Origin of the sequence: Jeotgalicoccus psychrophilus DSM 19085 (genome assembly GCF_000425845.1) — a bacterium.
Taxonomy (GTDB): Bacteria; Bacillota; Bacilli; order Staphylococcales; family Salinicoccaceae; genus Jeotgalicoccus; species Jeotgalicoccus psychrophilus.
Map to the genome: position 1 here is coordinate 79,893 of NZ_KE384464.1, position 19,584 is coordinate 99,476.

General features: G+C 42.2%; 17 protein-coding genes. 16 read left to right on the forward strand and 1 reads right to left on the reverse strand.

All coding sequences use genetic code 11. The annotated features are described in order from the left end of the window. Nucleotides 1-36: 36 nt before the first annotated feature. Complete coding sequence (locus tag H625_RS0110705) at nucleotides 37-1,086, forward strand: glycosyltransferase family 4 protein (RefSeq protein WP_026859904.1); 1,050 nt, start codon at nucleotides 37-39, stop codon at nucleotides 1,084-1,086. On the opposite strand, the gene H625_RS0110710 is transcribed toward H625_RS0110705, so the two are convergent. Continuing rightward, nucleotides 1,087-1,716: a YigZ family protein gene (locus H625_RS0110710; RefSeq protein ID WP_026859905.1), complete on the reverse strand. Its 630-nt coding sequence runs from the start codon at nucleotides 1,714-1,716 to the stop codon at nucleotides 1,087-1,089. A 77-nt stretch (nucleotides 1,717-1,793) separates the two neighbouring features. On the opposite strand from H625_RS0110710, the gene H625_RS0110715 reads away from it, so the two are divergent. The 15 genes from H625_RS0110715 (at nucleotide 1,794) to H625_RS0110785 (ending at nucleotide 19,571) form a co-directional block, all read left to right on the forward strand. Continuing rightward, the gene (locus H625_RS0110715; protein ID WP_026859906.1) at nucleotides 1,794-2,666 is read left to right on the forward strand and encodes a DegV family protein; all 873 of its coding nucleotides are present in this window, start codon (nucleotides 1,794-1,796) and stop codon (nucleotides 2,664-2,666) included. Nucleotides 2,667-2,726: 60 nt separating this feature from the next. Continuing rightward, nucleotides 2,727-3,971, forward strand: a complete 1,245-nt coding sequence (locus H625_RS0110720) for a DEAD/DEAH box helicase (RefSeq protein ID WP_026859907.1) — start codon at nucleotides 2,727-2,729, stop codon at nucleotides 3,969-3,971. Then, entirely contained in the window at nucleotides 3,968-4,651 is a 684-nt protein-coding gene (locus H625_RS0110725) for a ComF family protein (RefSeq protein WP_026859908.1), read from the forward strand. The genes H625_RS0110720 and H625_RS0110725 overlap by 4 nt, the downstream gene beginning before the upstream one ends. Before the next feature lie 45 nt (nucleotides 4,652-4,696). Beyond that, a complete protein-coding gene (gene hpf, locus H625_RS0110730) occupies nucleotides 4,697-5,257 on the forward strand; it encodes a ribosome hibernation-promoting factor, HPF/YfiA family (RefSeq protein ID WP_026859909.1) in 561 nt (186 codons plus the stop codon). A 139-nt stretch (nucleotides 5,258-5,396) separates the two neighbouring features. Then, nucleotides 5,397-7,922 carry a preprotein translocase subunit SecA gene (gene secA / locus H625_RS0110735; protein WP_026859910.1) on the forward strand — a complete coding sequence of 842 codons (2,526 nt, stop codon included), beginning with the start codon at nucleotides 5,397-5,399 and terminating at the stop codon, nucleotides 7,920-7,922. Nucleotides 7,923-7,937: 15 nt separating this feature from the next. Beyond that, nucleotides 7,938-9,039, forward strand: a protein-coding gene (prfB, locus tag H625_RS0110740; RefSeq protein WP_211222595.1) for a peptide chain release factor 2 whose coding sequence is annotated in 2 segments (ribosomal slippage) — nucleotides 7,938-8,000 and nucleotides 8,002-9,039 — 1,101 coding nt in all. Because the reading frame shifts where the segments join, the coding sequence is not laid out codon by codon here. Nucleotides 9,040-9,061: 22 nt separating this feature from the next. Continuing rightward, nucleotides 9,062-9,403, forward strand: coding sequence for a c-type cytochrome (locus H625_RS0110745; protein ID WP_026859912.1), 342 nt, complete (start codon nucleotides 9,062-9,064; stop codon nucleotides 9,401-9,403). A gap of 418 nt (nucleotides 9,404-9,821) precedes the next feature. Beyond that, entirely contained in the window at nucleotides 9,822-11,540 is a 1,719-nt protein-coding gene (locus tag H625_RS13305; RefSeq protein ID WP_051239069.1) for a CHAP domain-containing protein, read from the forward strand. A 227-nt stretch (nucleotides 11,541-11,767) separates the two neighbouring features. Further along, nucleotides 11,768-11,938: a hypothetical protein gene (locus H625_RS13670; protein WP_156897228.1), complete on the forward strand. Its 171-nt coding sequence runs from the start codon at nucleotides 11,768-11,770 to the stop codon at nucleotides 11,936-11,938. Nucleotides 11,939-12,047: 109 nt separating this feature from the next. Then, entirely contained in the window at nucleotides 12,048-12,635 is a 588-nt protein-coding gene (locus H625_RS0110760; RefSeq protein WP_026859913.1) for a TlpA family protein disulfide reductase, read from the forward strand. Then, nucleotides 12,636-13,271: a YfbR-like 5'-deoxynucleotidase gene (locus H625_RS0110765; RefSeq protein WP_026859914.1), complete on the forward strand. Its 636-nt coding sequence runs from the start codon at nucleotides 12,636-12,638 to the stop codon at nucleotides 13,269-13,271. A gap of 5 nt (nucleotides 13,272-13,276) precedes the next feature. After that, nucleotides 13,277-13,522, forward strand: a complete 246-nt coding sequence (locus H625_RS0110770; RefSeq protein ID WP_051239070.1) for a CsbA family protein — start codon at nucleotides 13,277-13,279, stop codon at nucleotides 13,520-13,522. A gap of 77 nt (nucleotides 13,523-13,599) precedes the next feature. After that, nucleotides 13,600-15,573, forward strand: a complete 1,974-nt coding sequence (gene uvrB, locus H625_RS0110775) for an excinuclease ABC subunit UvrB (protein WP_026859916.1) — start codon at nucleotides 13,600-13,602, stop codon at nucleotides 15,571-15,573. A 5-nt stretch (nucleotides 15,574-15,578) separates the two neighbouring features. Further along, a complete protein-coding gene (gene uvrA, locus H625_RS0110780) occupies nucleotides 15,579-18,407 on the forward strand; it encodes an excinuclease ABC subunit UvrA (RefSeq protein WP_026859917.1) in 2,829 nt (942 codons plus the stop codon). Nucleotides 18,408-18,419: 12 nt separating this feature from the next. Beyond that, nucleotides 18,420-19,571 (forward strand): DUF4097 family beta strand repeat-containing protein, encoded by a 1,152-nt coding sequence (locus tag H625_RS0110785; RefSeq protein ID WP_026859918.1) that lies wholly within the window; start codon nucleotides 18,420-18,422, stop codon nucleotides 19,569-19,571. Nucleotides 19,572-19,584 lie beyond the last annotated feature (13 nt).

Genomic DNA, 19,584 nt, shown 5'->3' on the forward strand with positions numbered 1-19,584 from the left:
GGTATATTTAATTGGATTAAAAATACGGGTGAGAATATGTATACTTTATTTATTTTATGTATATCGTTCGCGATATCTTTATTAATAGTGCCGCTTTTTATATACCTTGCGAAACGTTTCGGGTTTGTAGACTATCCAAACTACCGCAAAGTGCATAAGGTGCCGATGCCTTATCTCGGCGGCGTGGCAATATTGCTGAGTTTCACTATTGTAACGCTGTTTGCTCAGCCGGTTGAAACTGAATATAAACCGATTATTATCGGTGCAGCGGTTATCTGCCTGATTGGTCTGATCGATGACAAGTATGATCTGAAGCCGTTTATTAAATTTCTCGGCCAGCTCGTTGCCATCGCAGTGCCGATTTCTTACGGTATTGTAATCGATACGATTACGCCGTTCGGTTTTGAAATCAACTTTGGTGTCTTTTCCATACTGGTCACTGTTATTTGGCTTGCAGCGATTATTAACGCGATAAACCTGATCGACGGCCTCGATGGTCTGGCTACCGGAGTAGTGATTATTGCACTGGCGAGTATCGCAATTATTACAATCTTCCAGCAGAATATCTTCGTTATGATGCTCTGTGTTATTTTACTCGGCGCATGTCTCGGATTTCTGCCGTACAATTTTCACCCTGCAAAAATTTTTCTCGGTGATAACGGAGCGATGATGCTCGGCTATATTATCGGTGTACTGTCGATTATCGGCTTTAAAAACATTACGTTTATATCGCTGTTTTTCCCGATTATTATACTCGGCGTGCCCTTTATGGATATATTTTTCGCGGCAATCCGGCGGTACAGGGAAGGTGTGTCCGTAATGCGGGCAGATAAAAACCACCTGCATCACAGAGTGCAGCAGCTTGGGTTCTCCCACAGGGAGACCGTTGTGCTGATTTACTTTATTGCCCTCTTGTTTGCAATCGGCGGTGTGATTATGTATCTCGCAACCGTTCCAGGTGCGGTAATCATCGGCATTCTGCTGCTGTTTACTATGAACATTGTCGTCGAAGCGACAAATCTGATCGGTTCAAACCGGCGTCCGGTGTTGAACTTTTTCCAGAAAGTATTTAATAAAATTCCATAATCAGACTTTTTCTTCAGCGATAATAATATCGCCTGCTTCATAATAGAAACTGTTGCTGGTAATTTCTCTTAAGGTGTTGACGATTTCGTCAGCGCCTTTTTCTTTAACGTGAATGACGTAGCTCACTTTATCAGTGTAATCCTGAGAGACGATGGACGCATCAGTCGTACCGAGGAAATGTTCAAACTTGCTTGTAAAAGTGTAGTCGAGCGTAACAGTCAGCGGTATCACCGGGACTTCAACAGCCCTGCCGGCTTCCTGGACCGCACTCGATGCCCCTTGTGAATACGCGCGGATTAAGCCGCCGGCACCAAGTTTAATTCCGCCGTAGTAACGCGTAACGACAACTGTAACATTATAGAGCTCTTCTTTTTTCAGCACTTCCAGTATCGGCACACCAGCTGTACCCTGAGGCTCACCGTCATCGTCCGCCTTTTGAATCAGCGCACTCTTACCGACGATATAGGCGCTGCAATTATGCGTGGCAGCTTTATGCTCTTTCTTTATATCAGCGATGAATGCCTTCGCTTCTTCTTCTGATTCAGTCCGTTTTATAAACGATAAAAACCGGGACTTTTTAATAACGATTTTTGTTTTTGCACTTTTGTAATTCATGTATTTTTGTTCCATACAAACACCTCAATAATAGTTTATCATATGTCTGATATGTAGTAGAATAGTTACGAGATGAATTGGAGGAGACGCATATGAAAGTTGCGGTTGTCGTGGATTCGACAAGTTATTTGCCTGAGCATATTTTAACCGGACATAATATATATACAATTCCATTAAATGTAGTTGTTGGAGATAAAGTTTTAAAAGAAAATGAAATAGATAACAAATGGTATTATGCGGAAATGGCATCACTGGATGAACTGCCGACGACGAGTCAGCCGTCTATCGGGGATTATATTTTACTGCTGGAATCACTGTACCGTGACGGCTACACCGACGTAATCAGTTTTCATTTATCAGCTGAACTCAGCGGTACGTGTCAAAATGCGAGAGCAGCTGCAGCAAGCGTCGACGGTATTAACGTACACGTGGTCGATTCAGAAATTGCTGCTGCACCGCTTGGCTTTATGGCCTTATATGCAGCTCAGAATATTGACAAAAAACCGCTTGAAGAAATACTTGCAGATGCTGATGAGATGAAGAAAAAAGGCAACATGAACGCATTCTTCCTAGTCGATACACTGACTAATCTGCAAAAGGGCGGACGATTATCGAACGCTCAGGCATTTATCGGCGGACTGTTAAAGATTAAACCGATTCTTGAATTTCAGGACGGTAAAATTGTCGCAATCGAAAAAATCAGAACGCAGAAAAAAGCGATGCTGAAAATTGAAGAGATGCTGGAGGCTGAATTCGAAAAGCACGCTGGCAAAGAACTGAAAGCCTGCTTAATTCATGCTAACGCAGAAGAACTTGGTAAACGTTATAAGATTGAGCTGGAAGAAAAATTTCCGCAGGTTGAATTTATTCTGCAGGAATTTGGACCGGTTGTCGGTACGCATTTAGGGGAAGGCGCACTCGGCATCGGTTTTACAACGTATAACGTAGACACTACCGGCTTATAATTTTATATTTTTAAACCGCAGCTTATTCAGGCTGTGGTTTTTTTTATTGGAGGAATTATTATGATCTTAAAACACGGCGCACCGGATATTATGTTTGACAGGGGAGTAAAGAATAATCAGTGCCTCCGCTGCGGCAACCGTGACAAACAATTGTTTTACACTTATTATTCTTCATATGAAAATACGCACATTACGTACTGTCTGCACTGCGTTGCGCTTGGCCGGTCTGATTCAGTTAATCCGCTGTACGGCTCGGAAACAGAGCGTAAGAGCGAGAACATTGATTACAGGCTTGAATTTGAGCTGAATGATATACAAAAACAAGCGAGTGCGCGACTGCTTGATGCGATTAAGAATAAACATAATCTGATGCTTTATGCGGTGACTGGCGCGGGGAAAACTGAGATTACATTTGAAGGTATTAAGTATGCCCGGCAAAACGGTTTGAATGTGGCATTCATCTCACCGAGAATCGATGTGGTTAAAGAAGTTTATTTAAGACTGGCAGATGCGTTTAAAGGAGTGCGGATTGATTTAATGTACAGCGGCGTAAAATCGGTGTTCTCTCATATGTTTACAGTCTGCACCGTACATCAGCTGTTTAATTGCATCCATCATTATGATGTCATTATTATCGATGAAGTCGATGCGTTTCCGCTGCCGGAAGAACCGCTGTTAATGAGTACGATAAAACGGGCGGCTGCGGATGATGCTTCGATTATTCTAATGACAGCAACGCCAACACGTGAAATGAAATTACTTGCCGGAAAAGATAACATCGTGACGATTGCACGCCGCTATCACGGTTATGATTTAGCTGTGCCTAACATTGTCTGGCATAATGCTGACAAGTATATTAAAAAGAAAAAAATACCGCCAAAACTTATTGAACTGGTCGATGGGATTATGAAGGGAAATAGAAAAGTTCTTATCTTTTTTCCGGATATCAACATGATGAAATCACTGGCTGCGGTAATGGAAATTAAATACAAACGTCTGGAATCGGTCTACAGCGGAGATAAGGCACGGTATAAGAAAGTGCAGATGATGCGGGACGGCGAGCTCGATATTCTGCTGACAACGACTATTCTGGAACGCGGTGTCACGTTTTTGAATATGGACGTAATTGTCATCGACGCACACCGGTTCGATAGTGCAAGTCTGATTCAAATATGCGGGCGCGTCGGGCGGAAACCAAAAGATCCGACAGGAAATATCTGGCTGATGACAACGTTTAATACTGCCGGCATCACGAAGACGCTCACTGCCATCAGACAATTTAATAAAGGGAGGGATACGCTTTGAGATGTTTAAACTGTCATGAGGTGATTAATGAAGAACCGACACTGATCTCGCTTTTTAAGAAAAATGAGCCGCTGTGTTTCACTTGCCGCACCGGACTGAACTTTAAATATCCGGGAGCACGATGCGGCAGGTGTCATCAGCTTGTGGCTGAAAAGACTGACATGTGCCGCGACTGTCACGTTCTACATGCCATTTATCCTGATATTAATAAAATGTATACGATAACTGATTATAATGAAGAGATGAAGCTGCTCATGCACCGTTATAAGTTTATGCGTGACTATGCGCTCAGTGAAGTGCTTGCTCTGTTGTGTGCATTTAACTTTAAGCAGTACGATTACGTCGTGCCTGTACCAATATCAAAGGCACGGATGAAGGAGCGGACTTATAATCAGACGTCAGCTGTACTGGAAGTACTCGGTGTAAAGTACACGGATATGCTCGGTACTCAGAAGGTGAAAAGACAGTCGGAACTCTCCAGGCAGGAGCGTATAAACAGTACAAATCCATTTTATTTACTTGAAAATGTTAGCAGCATGAACTTAACGGGTAAGAGTGTACTTATAACAGATGACATTTATACGACCGGCATTACAATACATCAGGCGGCAAATGTGATCAAAGTATTAAATTTTCAGAATATTGATGTGTTAACGTTTTCAAAAGCGCAGCACATTTGATATAATGAAGATAAGAAACAAAGGTACCTACAAGGAGGGCTCATCATGATTAGAGTTGAAATCAGAGGCGAAAACATTGAAGTAACAGACGCAATCCGCGAACATATCGAGGAAAAAGTTGCAAAACTTGAACGTTATTTCAATGACGTACCAAACACACATGCACATGTAAACATCAAGGTTCGTAATAATAAACGCGGTAAAGTTGAGATTACGATACCTATGAAAGATTTAACATTGCGTGCGGAGGAAGGACACGATGATCTTTATGCAGCAGTTGATTTAGTAATTGATAAGCTGGAAAGACAAATTCGCAAACACAAAACTAAAATAAACCGTAAATTCAGAGAGAAAAACCCTGAGGCCGATTTCTTTAATGCAACAGCGTTTGAAAACGGTGCACAAGAAGATAATGAAAACAATGACGAGATAGCAATATTCCGTTCTAAGGAGTTCACGCTGAAACCGATGGATTCTGAAGAAGCGGTATTGCAGATGAATATGCTTGGTCATGACTTCTTCGTCTTTAATGATAGAGAAACTGACGGTACTAGTATTGTTTACCGACGTAAAGACGGTAAATACGGTCTAATCGAAACAAATTAATACCAAATTTCATGAAACCCTGACGGCGGTTTACCCGCCTTCGGGGTTTTTTAATGTTACATATTTTATTTTCCTATATAATGGTGGTAAAATGTAATGATGTATAAACAGGTAATTTTTCACGAGGGAGAGAAAATCCATGGGTGTTTTGGATAAAATGTTCGATGGCAATAAAAGAGAGTTAAAAGCGCTGCGAAAACAAGCACAGAAAGTGCTTGAACTTGCACCGGAAATAGAAAAATTAAGTGATGATGAAATTAAAAATAAAACTGCAGAATTTAAAGAGCAGTTACAGACTGCAGAAGGTGACAGAAAGAAAGAAGAAAAAATGCTCGACGATATACTGACGGAAGCATTCGCTGTAGTACGGGAAGCATCGAAACGTACGCTCGGCATGGAACCGTTCGAAGTTCAAGTAATGGGTGGTATTGCCCTCCATAAAGGCGATATTGCAGAAATGAAAACCGGGGAAGGTAAAACGCTGACAGCGACTATGCCCGTTTATTTAAATGCATTGGCAGGACGCGGCGTTCACGTTATTACAGTCAACGAGTATTTATCTGAAATTCAGATGGAAGAACTTGAAGTGCTGTATAACTTCTTAGGATTGACTGTCGGGTTAAACCTGAATGCTAAAAACAGTACTGAAAAGCGCGAAGCATTTGCGGCGGACATTACGTATACGACAAATAATGAACTTGGTTTTGATTATTTAAGAGATAATATGGTGACGTACAAACAGGACCGTGTACTCCGCGGTTTAAACTTTACCGTAATTGATGAGGTCGACTCGATTTTAATTGATGAGGCGCGTACACCGTTAATTATTTCAGGTAAAGCGAAGGAAAGAGAAACGTATTACTTACAGGCACACCAGTTTTCTAAAATGCTGAAAGAGGAAGAAGACTACACGTACGATATTAAAACGAGAAATATTCAGCTGAACGAATCCGGTATGGAGAAAGCTGAGAAATGGTTTAAAATCGATAACCTGTATGACGTTCAGCACGTCAGCCTGCTGCACCATATCAATCAGGCCTTAAAAGCGAACTTCTCAATGGAGCGGGACGTGGATTACGTCGTTGAAGATGATGGCATTTTAATCGTCGACCAGTTTACAGGACGCACGATGAAAGGCCGCCGTTTCTCTGACGGGCTGCACCAGGCAATCGAAGCAAAAGAAGGCGTGGATATTCAAAATGAATCGCGCACGATGGCATCGATTACTTTCCAGAACTTTTTCCGTCTCTTCCATAAGCTGTCGGGCATGACAGGGACAGCGAAGACCGAAGAAGAAGAGTTTATGAACATTTATAATATGCGTGTTACACAGATTCCGACGAACCAGCCGGTTCAGAGACTCGATAATACAGATAAAATTTATGCGGCAGAAGAAATTAAACTGCGTGCAGTTGTCGAAGATGTAATCGACCGCCACAAAAAAGGACAACCGATTTTAATCGGTACTGTAGCGGTTGAAACGAGTGAGCTGATTTCAAATCTGCTGAAAAAACACGGCATACGCCATAATGTCTTGAACGCTAAAAACCACGGGCGTGAAGCGGAAATTGTTAAAGAAGCTGGTAAAAAAGGCGCGGTTACTATTGCGACCAACATGGCCGGACGCGGTACAGATATTAAACTCGGCGAAGGTGTTAAAGATCTCGGCGGACTTGCGGTAATTGGTACTGAGCGTCATGAATCACGACGCATTGATGACCAGCTCCGCGGACGTTCCGGACGTCAGGGTGACGTTGGTGAAAGTACGTTTTACCTGTCCTTAGAAGATGATTTAATGCGCCGTTTTGGTTCTGAAAGAATTCAGAGCATTATGGAACGGATGGGTATGAGCGAAGAAGAACTGACGAGCAAAATGATTTCACGCGGTGTGGAATCATCACAAAAACGCGTTGAAGGAAATAACTTCGATGCGCGTAAACGACTGCTTGAATATGATGAAGTATTGCGTAAACAGCGTGAAATTATTTACGGTGAACGCGATGAAATTATCGATCACGATGATGTATCAGAACTGCTGAACGATATGCTTGAACGCTCTGTGCAGCGGACAGTTGAATTTTATGATCTCGATACCGAAGAAGATATCGATTATGAGCAGTATGTTAAGACTCTGACGGATATGTATCTGCCGGAAGACGAAATCAATGCTGATGAAATCCGCGGCAGAGGTGCTGAAGAAATCTATACGATTGTTATGGATAAAGTAAAAGCTCACCTCGCAGAGAAAGAAGAAACGCTCGGAGAAGAAAAAATGCGTCTGTTCGAACGTATGATGATGCTCCGCACGATGGACCAGAAGTGGGTTGAACATATAGACAGTATGGATCAGCTGAGAACTGGTATTCATCTCCGTTCATACGGTCAGATTAATCCGCTCCGTGAATACCAGAACGAAGGTATTCAAATGTTTGAAAACATGCTCGTTAATATAGAGGATGATACTGCTAAATTTGTGCTGAAGACGACAGTCCGAACGGATGAAGAAATGAAACGTGAACAGGTTGTAGATAAAAAACAAATGCAGACAGGCGACGGCAAACAAAAAGCTAAAAAACAGCCGGTTAAACGCCAGGTTAAAGTCGGCAGAAATGATCCGTGCCCATGCGGCTCGGGCAGAAAATACAAAAACTGTCACGGACAATAAGTTAGGGGAAAAAATATGGAATTAAGTGAAGTAAAAAACTTTTTACAAAGCAGCAGAGATAAGTTAAATGACTTTAGGGGGTCTCTTTGACTTAGAAGAAAAAGAGACTCAGATTCAGGAACATGAAGAACTTATGCTGGACCCGGATTTTTGGAACGACAGCGATAAGGCAGCGGAGGTCATCGCAGAGAACAACCATTTGAAAAAAATTGTCGATGGTTTTAATTCACTGCGCGACTCGCTGGACGATATTGAAACATCCCACGAACTGCTGCGTGAAGAATACGACGAGGAACTGGCGGAACTGCTTGATGAATCCGTTAAAGAAACGTCAGCGGCAATTGAAGAGTATGAACTGAATCTGCTCCTAAGCGGCGAACACGATGCGCTGGATGCAATGCTCGAACTGCATTCAGGTGCCGGCGGCACAGAGTCTCAGGACTGGGCAGAAATGCTGCTCCGTATGTATCAGCGCTACAGTGAATCAGAAGGTTTCAAAATTGAAACGCTGGATTATCAGAGCGGCGATGAAGCGGGCGTGAAGAGTGTGTCTATATCTATTAAAGGACCGAACGCCTACGGCTTATTAAAAGCTGAAAAAGGTGTGCACCGTCTGGTGAGAATATCGCCATTTGACTCGTCGGGACGCCGTCATACGTCATTCGCTTCATGTGAAGTAACACCGCTGTTTAAAAATACGGATATTAAAATTGAAATCAATACCGATGATATTAAAATTGATACGTACCGTTCAAGCGGTGCCGGCGGACAGCACGTCAATACGACGGACTCTGCTGTCCGTATTACTCATCTGCCGACAGGAGTTGTTGTAACCTGTCAGAATGAACGTTCACAAATTAAAAACCGTGAACAGGCGATGCAGATGCTGAAAGCAAAACTGTATCAGCGTAAGCTGGAAGAACAGCGTGCAGAAATTGACGACATTAAAGGTGAACAGAAAGAAATCGGGTGGGGAAGCCAGATTAGAAGTTATGTCTTTCACCCGTACTCTATGGTTAAAGATCATAGAACAAACTACGAGGTCGGAAATACGGATAAAGTAATGGATGGAAACTTATCACCGTTTATTCATGCGTATCTGCGCTGGAGTATGTAATATATTTGGAGGTCTGTAATAAATGAAAAAAATACTGCTGACTGCAGGCTTTAGTATTGTACTGTTACTCGGCGCATGCGGCGGAGGAAATGAAGAAGAAACAGAAGAAGCGGCTGTGGTAGGTGACGGACAAGCGACATCAGAAGACGGTGAAGCAGTATACCGTGCAGCATCATGCTTCAGCTGTCACGGTGCTGATCTTGAAGGTGCATCAGGTCCGAACTTGCAAGAAGTCGGTGCGAGATTGAATGAAGAGCAGATTCGCACAGTTGTAGTAGAAGGAACGAGCGTCATGCCGGGCGGTTTGGTTGAAGACCAAGAAGACTTGGATAATCTGGTTGAATGGCTGTCGAATCAAAAATAATTTAACAGAGAAACACGGGCACATTAAATTGTGCCCGTGTTTTTAAATTTTCAAGAATAAAAAAGACTTTATGGCAGCTATAAAAACTAGCGGCGGGAAGCTTATATTTCGAATTAAAACTGAAATAATATTTGTGAAAAATGCTGTGACAAAAATGGATAAGTAAAATTACTCATGATAGAATCAACGTTTATCAGTTTGAAATAACTTAAATAATATTTTATATGTAAAGAAATGCTCTCTAGATTTCCACTAAGTTTCTTTTATATTACAAGTATATTACAATCAGCTTTTCTGCAAATCCTTATGCTATAGTTTACATCGTATCGTAATAGATAGATGTGAACGTAAACATTAGACAAAAACATATAAAAGAAAATATATTAAACTAATTATCTAGCAGGAGGAAATTCACTTTATGAAAAAAACAGTAGTATCTGTAGCAACTTTAACAGCAATCACAGGTGTAGCAGCAACAGCGGTTTCGGCAGACGAGTATACTATATCCAGTGGAGACACTTTATGGGGAATAGCTAGCGAAGTCGGTACATCAGTTGCAGACTTAAAAGCTGATAACGAACTTTCAAGTGACATTATTTTCCCAGGTGACGTACTTACGGTTAATCCGGAAGAAGAAGCGGCACCTGCTCCTGCTAGTAACGAATCATCATACATAGTTAAACCGGGCGACACGCTTTGGGCTATTGGAGCGGAATTCTCGTTAGATTATAATGAAATAAAGAAATGGAACAACTTATCTTCAGATTTAATCTTCGTCGGTCAGGAAATTTCAATTGACGAATCAGCAGTTTCAGCTCCAGCAGTAGAAGAAGCACCTGCTGTAGAAACACTTGAAGAGCCAGTTGTAGAAGAAGTTCAAGAAGTTGAACCGGCAGCAGAGGTTGTTGAAGAGCCAGTTGTAGAAGAAGTTCAGGAAGTTGAACCAGCGGCAGAGGTTGTTGAAGAGCCAGTTGTCGAAGAAGTTCAAGAAGTTGAACCAGCAGCAGAAGTTGTTGAAGAGCCAGTAGAAGTTGTTGAAGAACCAACTGCTGATGAAATTGCAGCTGAACAAGCTGAAGCAGACAGAATTGCAGCAGAAGAAGCGGCAGCTCAAGAAGCAGAAGCGGCTGAAGAGGAAGCAGCTGAACAAGCTGAAGCAGACAGAATTGCAGCAGAAGAAGCGGCAGCGGCTGAAGAGGAAGCAGCTGAACAAGCTGAAGCAGACAGAATTGCAGCAGAAGAAGCGGCAGCTCAAGAAGCAGAAGCGGCTGAAGAGGAAGCAGCTGAACAAGCTGAAGCAGACAGAATTGCAGCAGAAGAAGCGGCAGCTCAAGAAGCAGAAGCGGCTGAAGAGGCAGCAGCTAAACAAGCTGAAGCAGATAGAATTGCAGCAGCTGAACAGGCTGAAGCAGACAGAATTGCAGCAGAAGAAGCGGCAGCTCAAGAAGCAGAAGCGGCTGAAGAGGCAGCAGCTAAACAAGCTGAAGCAGATAGAATTGCAGCAGCTGAACAGGCTGAAGCAGACAGAATTGCAGCAGAAGAAGCGGCAGCTCAAGAAGCAGAAGCGGCTGAAGAGGCTGAAGAGGCAGCAGCTAAACAAGCTGAAGCAGACAGAATTGCAGCGGCAGAAGTAGCAGCTCAAGAAGCAGACAGAATTGCAGCAGCAGAAGCGGCAGCTCAAGAAGCAGAAGAAGCTGAACAAGCAGCGGCTGAAAGAGCTGCGGAACAAGCGGCAGCAGAAGAAGCTGAGGAACAGCCTGCAGCAGCAACTCCTGTTTCTAGCGCAAGCAACGGCAAGAACTACTATTCATGGGGTACATGTGCATGGTACGTATTTGAAAAACGTTCATCAATGGGTATGAGCGTTGGGAATACTTGGGGCGATGCTAAGAACTGGGCATCTAATGCTCAGTCAGCAGGTTACTCTGTAAACAACTCACCTTCAGTAGGTGCTATTATGCAGGCTCCAGCTTACACTAATGGTTCATACGGCCAAGGTCACGTTGCAATTGTTGAGCGTGTAAACGGTGACGGATCAATCTTAGTATCAGAAATGCAGTTCGGTGGCGGACTTGGCGATCAAAACACGAGAACTATTAGTGCTTCTCAAGTTTCAAGCCATAACTTCATCCACTAATATACATTAATAAAATCAGCGGGAATCAGGTCTATTCTATATAGATTTGTTCCCGCTATTTTTATACCTTTGAATAAATTTAAGAAAATAGGCTATTTAATACTATAGAATAAATAATTCTTAATCGATTTTACAGTCAGCTGCTTTTATAATGATTTAGGCCTTTCACAGTGTCCGATAAACTAAAATCACTTCATATATTACAGTATTAGAAAGGAGTACAATCAATGAGAATTATTTCAAATGATCACGATACAACAGTTGCACTGACTTCTTTAATTATCCTCGGTTTTTTGAACATTATAACGTTCAAACAGATTAAAAAGCTTGATGATAAAGTGACAGAGATGAGCGAACAGTGGCGAAAGGATCGTAAGAGTGATAATCACAAAATATAGTCTGAAAATTTTTTGTTATTCTTCACATTTTCTTAACCTCGGCAGACGGTACTTTCCTAGTGCGGTATGTTAAAATGATTAAAATGATATTAGAGGGAAAGTGGATTTAATGGCGGGGAAAAGGGGTATTACAATAGTTATTTTTGTCGCGTTTTTTCTGCTCATTGGGATAAGTATCGGTGCCGTTATTAATGTTTCCGATGATCAGATGAGAGAGCGGAGTCTGCAGACGCTGCAGGATTCAGAGGGGCGCGATAATCATCATGCGGTCGGCTTAAATTTACTGAATACGGAGTCGGATGCTGTAATTAACAGTAAAGTACCGCTGAACGAAATTATTCAGAATAACGAAGTGACTGTTGTAAATTTTTTCGCTTCTTGGTGTGAGCCGTGTAAACGGGAAACGCCTGAGTTAAATGAGTACGCGATGGACACTGCAGACAGTGATGTTCAAATTGTCGGTATTAATATCGATGACAGTGTTAAAAATCGCGATGAGTTTTTAGAAACTTACGATGTGCAGTACCCTGTGTTCGAACTGACTGACGAGGCGGGTATGACAGAGGAGTTTAAAATCAGCTTAATGCCGACAACTTTTTTTATCGATTCAAATGGTGAAGTTGTGCGGGCGTATATTGGAGAAATTGGACCGGAATTGATCACGAATTACATTAACTATGTAAAGGAGCGACAATAAATGGGAGTACATCAATATTTTAAAAGTTTAAATGACCTGGAGAAGCTTGTCAGATGTCCCGGCAAGTTTAAGTATCAGGAGCACAACGTTGCTGCGCATTCGTTTAAAGTAACGAAGATTGCTCAGTATTTAGGAACGGTTGAGGGGCATAAAGGCAATGAAATCGACTGGCGTTCTTTATATGAGAAAGCACTGAATCACGATTACCCTGAAATATTTACAGGGGATATTAAAACGCCGGTGAAGTATGCTTCTCTCGAGCTGAACACATTGTTTATGGAAGTGGAAGAAACGATGACAACGAAGTTTATCGAAACTGAATTTCCGCCGGAGTATCAGCAAATATATAAAGAACGATTGAAAGAAGGCAAAGACAGCACGCTTGAAGGACAGATTCTTTCTGTTGCTGATAAAATCGATCTTTTATACGAATCTTTCGGTGAAATACAGAAGCGAAATCCCGAACCTCTGTTTTTTGAAATCTATGAAGAATCACTCGCAACGATTAAACGTTTTGATCATTTAGTATGCGTGCGGGACTTTTTGGAAAATATATTAACAGAAATGCTGTCGGAACGTTTCATTCCAAAAGATGAACTGTTTGAAATAACGAACTCTATTCTGAACCGGGAGTAGCCGCTATGGATTTGTACTGGTACATGATGGCAATGGTCGTTCCAGCTACGACTGTCGTAGTATTTACGCGGCTGACACGTAATAAGTACGTAGCAATAATGCTGACTTTTATTCTTTTTGGTGCATCGATATACAGAGGTTTTTACCCCAGTGAGTGGGTAATTTACATAGATTCTGCATCGATTTTTGTAGGCTATATAATAGTAGAAATTTTTGAGCTCGATAATTTTAATACGAATAATGAAGAGTAGAGATGACCGAACAAATGTTTGTTATTTCTGCTCTATTTTTGTTAAAATAGTATAGATTAATAAATGGAGGCGAAACAATGGCAGATTTTGAGTTAGTTTCTAAATTTGAGCCGGCTGGTGACCAGCCTCAAGCGATTGAAGAATTAGTAAAACAAATCGGGTCCGGACAAAGACACCAGACACTTCTCGGTGCAACGGGTACCGGTAAAACATATACGATGAGCCAGGTAATACAGAGAATCGGCAAGCCGACTCTGATTATTGCGCATAACAAAACATTAGCAGGACAATTATACAGTGAGTTTAAAGAATTTTTCCCTAATAACAGAGTGGAGTATTTCGTCAGTTATTATGACTACTTCCAGCCTGAAGCCTACGTGCCGAGCACCGATACGTTTATCGAAAAAGATGCATCGATTAACGACGAAATCGATCAGCTTCGCCACTCCGCAACGAGTTCGCTGTTCGAAGGAGATGACGTTATCGTTATCGCTTCGGTCAGCTGTATTTACGGTTTGGGTAATCCGGATGAGTACCGTGATTTAGTTGTGACTATCCGTACGGGAATGGAGCTCGACCGCAATCAATTTTTACGCAAGCTTGTCGACATTCAGTATTCACGTAACGATATCGATTTTAAACGCGGAACGTTCAGAGTGCGCGGCGATATCGTAGAGGTATTTCCGGCTTCAAAAGATGAACAGTGTATACGCGTCGAATTTTTCGGTGATGAAATCGACAGAATTCGTGAAATAGATTATTTAACGGGCGAAGTGTATGCAGAACGCGAGCATCTGTCAATTTTCCCGGCATCCCACTTCGTTACGCGAGATGAGAAAATGAAAGTCGCGATTGAACGTATTGAAGTAGAGCTGGAGGCACAGCTGAAGAAATTTCGCGCCGAAGATAAACTTCTTGAAGCGCAGCGTCTCGAGCAGCGGACGAACTATGACCTTGAAATGATGCGCGAGATGGGCTTCTGTTCAGGTATTGAAAACTATTCAGTGCATACAACATTGCGTGAACCGGGCTCAACACCGTATACGCTGATTGATTATTTTAAAGATTTTCTTATTATGATTGATGAATCCCATGTTACTGTACCGCAAATCAGGGGAATGTATAACGGAGACAAAGCGCGTAAACAAGTGCTTGTCGATCACGGTTTCAGATTGCCGAGTGCACTCGATAACAGGCCGTTAATGTTTTCTGAGTTCGAAGAAAAGGCGGAGCAGCTGCTCTACGTTTCAGCAACACCGGGACCGTATGAAATTGAACATACGGAGAAGATGGTTGAACAGATAATACGTCCGACAGGTCTGCTTGATCCGACGATAGACGTCAGACCATCAGAACATCAAATCGATGATTTAATGGAAGAAATCCATGGAAGAATAGAACAGAATGAACGTGTGTTAGTAACAACATTGACTAAAAAAATGTCGGAAGACTTAACGACGTACTTAAAAGAAGCTGGCATAAAAGTACAGTACCTGCATTCTGAAATTAAAACGCTTGAGCGTATCGAAATACTTCGCGAACTGCGCGTCGGGACTTACGATGTGCTCGTCGGAATTAACTTGCTCCGTGAAGGATTGGATATTCCGGAAGTGTCGCTCGTAACGATACTCGATGCGGATAAAGAAGGTTTCCTTCGTTCGAACCGTGCACTTGTACAGACGATTGGCCGTGCAGCCAGAAACAGCAACGGGCACGTTATTATGTACGCTGATAAAATCACAGATTCGATGCAGTATGCACTCGATGAAACGTCGAGACGCCGCGAAACACAAAAAGCATTTAATGAAAAACATAATATTACACCGATGACAATTAAGAAAGAAATCCGCGATGTCATCAGTGCGCATATAGACATTAAAACAGATGATAAAGTTAAGAAAAAATCCGCGACGAAGAAACTTACAAAATCAGAGCGCGAGAAATTGCTTGAGAAACTTGAACAGGAAATGAAAGAAGCTGCCAGAGATTTAGACTTCGAAACAGCTTCTGAATTGAGAGATGCAATATTTGAGATTCAGGCAGAAGGGTGAGTTACATGAAAAATCCATTCATCAGCATCAGAGGTGCAAGAGAGAATAATTTAAAAGGTATCGATTTAGACATTCCGAGAGATCAGCTCGTCGTTATGACGGGCTTATCAGGCTCCGGTAAATCGTCACTTGCTTTCGATACGATTTATGCCGAAGGCCAGCGCCGTTATGTCGAATCACTCAGTTCATATGCACGCCAGTTTTTAGGGCAGATGTCAAAACCTGACGTCGATGCGATTGAAGGGCTGTCACCGGCAATATCAATTGACCAGAAAACGACGAGCAATAACCCGCGTTCGACTGTGTCGACGATTACGGAAATATATGATTACTTAAGACTGCTTTATGCAAGGGCAGGAACGCCTTATTGTCCCATTCACGATATTGAAATTTCTTCCCAGACAATTGAAGAAATGACCGATATTGTGATGCAGCTGCCGGAACGTACCCGTATTCAAGTATTTGCTCCATTAATGCGCGGTAAAAAAGGACAGCATAAAAAATTAATAACTGATTTAAGTAAAGAAGGCTACGCACGTGTTGTCGTTGACGGAGACATGTTTGATATAGAAGAAGTACCTGAGCTCAGTAAAAATAAAAAACACGATGTAGATGTCGTGATTGACAGACTTGCAGTCAGAGAAGGAATTGAGACCCGGCTCAGCGATTCGCTGCAAGTGGCATTGGAGAAATCCGGCGGTAACGTCACAATTAATGTCATTGACGGCGAAGACCTGCATTTCTCTGAAAACTTTTCATGTCCGGAGTGCGGTTTTACGATTTCGGAACTTGAACCGCGTCTGTTTTCATTTAATGCACCGTACGGTGCATGTGCAGAGTGCGACGGCCTCGGCATGAAAATGTCAGTCGATGAAACACTCGTTGTGCCGGATCAGGAAATATCATTGGACGACGGTGCGATTATTACATGGCAGCCGATCAGTTCAACGTATTATACGCAGCTGTTAACACAGGCTGCAGACTATTACGATATCGATATGACTGTACCGTTTAAAAAATTAAGCGATAAAGAAAAAGATATTATTTTTAACGGCAGCGAAGATGAAATAAAATTTAAATTCGCTCAGGATAACGGTGTAGTTCGTGAACGCAAGATGGCGTTTGAAGGTGTGCTGAAAAATATCGACAGACGATATAATGAGAGTCCTTCCGAATATACGAGAAATGTGATGGGGCAGTATATGCGTGAAATTGAGTGCAAACGCTGTGACGGGTACCGTTTAAACGATGAGGCACTTGCAGTTAAAGTAAACGATACGCATATCGGACAAGTCGTCGAACGTTCTGTTAAGGATGGCATAGACTTTTTCGACAATATTTCTTTATCAGCTCAAAATGAAGAAATTGCAGAACCGATATTAAAAGAAATTGACAGCAGATTGTCATTTTTACGCAACGTCGGGCTCGATTACTTAACTTTGAACAGAAAGAGCGGCACGTTATCCGGCGGAGAAGCGCAGCGTATCCGTCTGGCAACACAAATAGGTTCACGCCTCAGCGGTGTGCTCTATATTCTGGATGAACCGTCAATTGGACTGCATCAGCGCGATAATGAACGTCTAATCAACACTCTAAAAGATATGAGAGAACTCGGCAACACACTAATTGTCGTTGAGCACGATGAAGATACGATGCTCGCGAGTGATTATTTAATCGATATCGGTCCGGGTGCCGGTGAACACGGCGGGGAAGTTGTTTCCTACGGTACACCCGAGGAAGTTATGGCAGATGACAATTCATTAACGGGCCAATATTTAAGCGGCAAGCGCGAAATAGCACTGCCGGAAAATTACCGGAAACCCGATAAGAAAAAAGCATTTAAGATTAAAGGTGCCAGAGAAAACAATCTGAAAAATATAGATGTTAATATTCCGCTAGGTGTACTGAATCTTGTAACCGGTGTGTCCGGTTCAGGAAAGAGTACACTGGTCAATGAAATTTTATATAAGAGCCTGCACCACCAACTCTATAAAACGAAAGAAGTGCCGGGCGAACACGATAAAGTCGAAGGCATTGAGCATATCGATAAAATTATTGATATCGACCAGTCGCCGATCGGCCGTACACCGCGCAGTAACCCCGCGACTTACACAGGCGTGTTTGATAACATCAGAGATGTCTTTGCCCAGACAAATGAAGCAAAAGTCAGAGGCTACCAGAAAGGACGCTTCAGTTTTAACGTTAAGGGCGGACGCTGTGAAGCATGCCGCGGCGACGGTATACTCCGTATAGAAATGCACTTCCTGCCGGATGTCTTCGTTCCATGTGAAGTGTGTCACGGAAAACGTTATAACAGAGAAACACTTGAAGTGAAATATAAAGACAAAAGCATAGCAGATGTGTTAAAAATGACAGTAGAAGAAGCATATTATTTCTTTGAAAATCTGCCTAAAATTAAACGTAAAATTAAAACACTCGTCGATGTGGGATTAGGATATGTACGCCTCGGCCAGCCGGCGACAACATTGTCAGGCGGTGAAGCGCAGCGTGTGAAACTGGCGAGCGAACTGCACAGACGCTCGAATGGCAAAACGCTGTATATTCTCGATGAACCAACGACAGGACTGCACTCAGAAGATATTAAAAACTTAATTGGTGTGATTCAGCGTCTCGTTGAACAGGGGGATACTGTTGTAATTATTGAACATAACCTCGATGTAATAAAAGTAGCGGATCATGTTATTGACCTCGGGCCGGAAGGCGGCGAAGGTGGCGGAAACATCGTCGTAAGTGGTACAGTAGAAGATGTAATTGCCAATGAAAACAGCCACACGGGACATCATCTTAAGAAGTGGTTAACCAGAAACCATTAGGAGGTAATATCAGTGGAAAGTAAAGAGCGTATTTTGAAAATGCTTGAAGAAGGCAAGATAACTTCCGAAGAAGCAATCGAACTGATGTCGGCATTAAACTCGAAATCAGAGCCAGAAGCTAAAGAGAGAAAGAAACATACAGAACAAGATTCGTCCGGGAACAATGAATCAACAGGATTATTCGGTGACTATGTCGGCCAGTTTGTCGATGAGTTTAATAAATTCGTCAACAAAGATAAAGTGAATGACACATATACAAACGTCAAAAGTAAATTCGGTACTCAGCGTCAGGCGAAACAGATGTTTGACGGACTTGAAAAAGCATTTGACTCAGTCGGCTCATCTTTTGATTCAGTATTTTCACAAGGGCCGAAAAACCGTTTAATTGAAACAGTTGACACGCCGTTCAGCAGCGTTTCAGTAGATATCGCGAATGGTAATGTTGAACTGAAAAAAGGGGAACGCGGCAATGTTGTAAAGTTTGAAATTACACCATTTTACAGAAAACTGGATACGAAGAAAAATTACTTCCAGGATATAATCTGTGATGTTAAAAATGACGAGCTCGTTATCGTGTCGGATGTTAAGTCTGCACGTGTTAACGTGATTATCGAAGTGACTGAAGAAACACTCAGACGCATCATTTTATCGACGTCAAACGGCAATGTTAAAATCGCTGATAAATCATTTACTGATCTAACTGTCGATCTTTTAAACGGAGATATTGAACTAGCTCATGTGCAGGCGAAAAATGCATTTATCCGCACATCGAGAGGGAACATTAAAGTTTCAGAGGGCGAGTATAAAGGCATTGAAATCGTATCTATGCTTGGGACAATTTTAACTGATAATCTCGATGCTAAAACGATTGATATTTCATCAAACGGTTCGGTTAATATTGCGCTTAAGAAGGAAACTGAAGAAGCCACAATTAATTCAAATATGGGCAGCATTAATATCAGCGTACCTCACGGCAGAGAGCTTGAAGGACGTCTGTCGACTGTTCTTGGACAGATTAACTATCCACCTGAACTTGATGCACGCTATATGAAACAGCAAGATATCGGTTTTAAAGAGCTGATGCTTATAAATAACACAGACGAAGCTGGAATGTTCCTTGAAGTCGGCACAAAAGTCGGCAGTGTGACATTGCACCGCAGCTAAAAAATATTAATAA

Excerpts from the sequence above, each read along its gene's own strand:
- H625_RS0110705 (WP_026859904.1), top strand. The coding sequence starts at position 37 with ATGTATACTTTATTTATTTTATGTATATCGTTCGCGATATCTTTATTA.
- H625_RS0110710 (WP_026859905.1), bottom strand. The coding sequence starts at position 1,716 with ATGGAACAAAAATACATGAATTACAAAAGTGCAAAAACAAAAATCGTT.
- H625_RS0110715 (WP_026859906.1), top strand. The coding sequence starts at position 1,794 with ATGAAAGTTGCGGTTGTCGTGGATTCGACAAGTTATTTGCCTGAGCAT.
- H625_RS0110720 (WP_026859907.1), top strand. The coding sequence starts at position 2,727 with ATGATCTTAAAACACGGCGCACCGGATATTATGTTTGACAGGGGAGTA.
- hpf (WP_026859909.1), top strand. The coding sequence starts at position 4,697 with ATGATTAGAGTTGAAATCAGAGGCGAAAACATTGAAGTAACAGACGCA.
- secA (WP_026859910.1), top strand. The coding sequence starts at position 5,397 with ATGGGTGTTTTGGATAAAATGTTCGATGGCAATAAAAGAGAGTTAAAA.
- H625_RS0110745 (WP_026859912.1), top strand. The coding sequence starts at position 9,062 with ATGAAAAAAATACTGCTGACTGCAGGCTTTAGTATTGTACTGTTACTC.
- H625_RS13305 (WP_051239069.1), top strand. The coding sequence starts at position 9,822 with ATGAAAAAAACAGTAGTATCTGTAGCAACTTTAACAGCAATCACAGGT.
- H625_RS13670 (WP_156897228.1), top strand. The coding sequence starts at position 11,768 with ATGAGAATTATTTCAAATGATCACGATACAACAGTTGCACTGACTTCT.
- H625_RS0110760 (WP_026859913.1), top strand. The coding sequence starts at position 12,048 with ATGGCGGGGAAAAGGGGTATTACAATAGTTATTTTTGTCGCGTTTTTT.
- H625_RS0110765 (WP_026859914.1), top strand. The coding sequence starts at position 12,636 with ATGGGAGTACATCAATATTTTAAAAGTTTAAATGACCTGGAGAAGCTT.
- H625_RS0110770 (WP_051239070.1), top strand. The coding sequence starts at position 13,277 with ATGGATTTGTACTGGTACATGATGGCAATGGTCGTTCCAGCTACGACT.
- uvrB (WP_026859916.1), top strand. The coding sequence starts at position 13,600 with ATGGCAGATTTTGAGTTAGTTTCTAAATTTGAGCCGGCTGGTGACCAG.
- uvrA (WP_026859917.1), top strand. The coding sequence starts at position 15,579 with ATGAAAAATCCATTCATCAGCATCAGAGGTGCAAGAGAGAATAATTTA.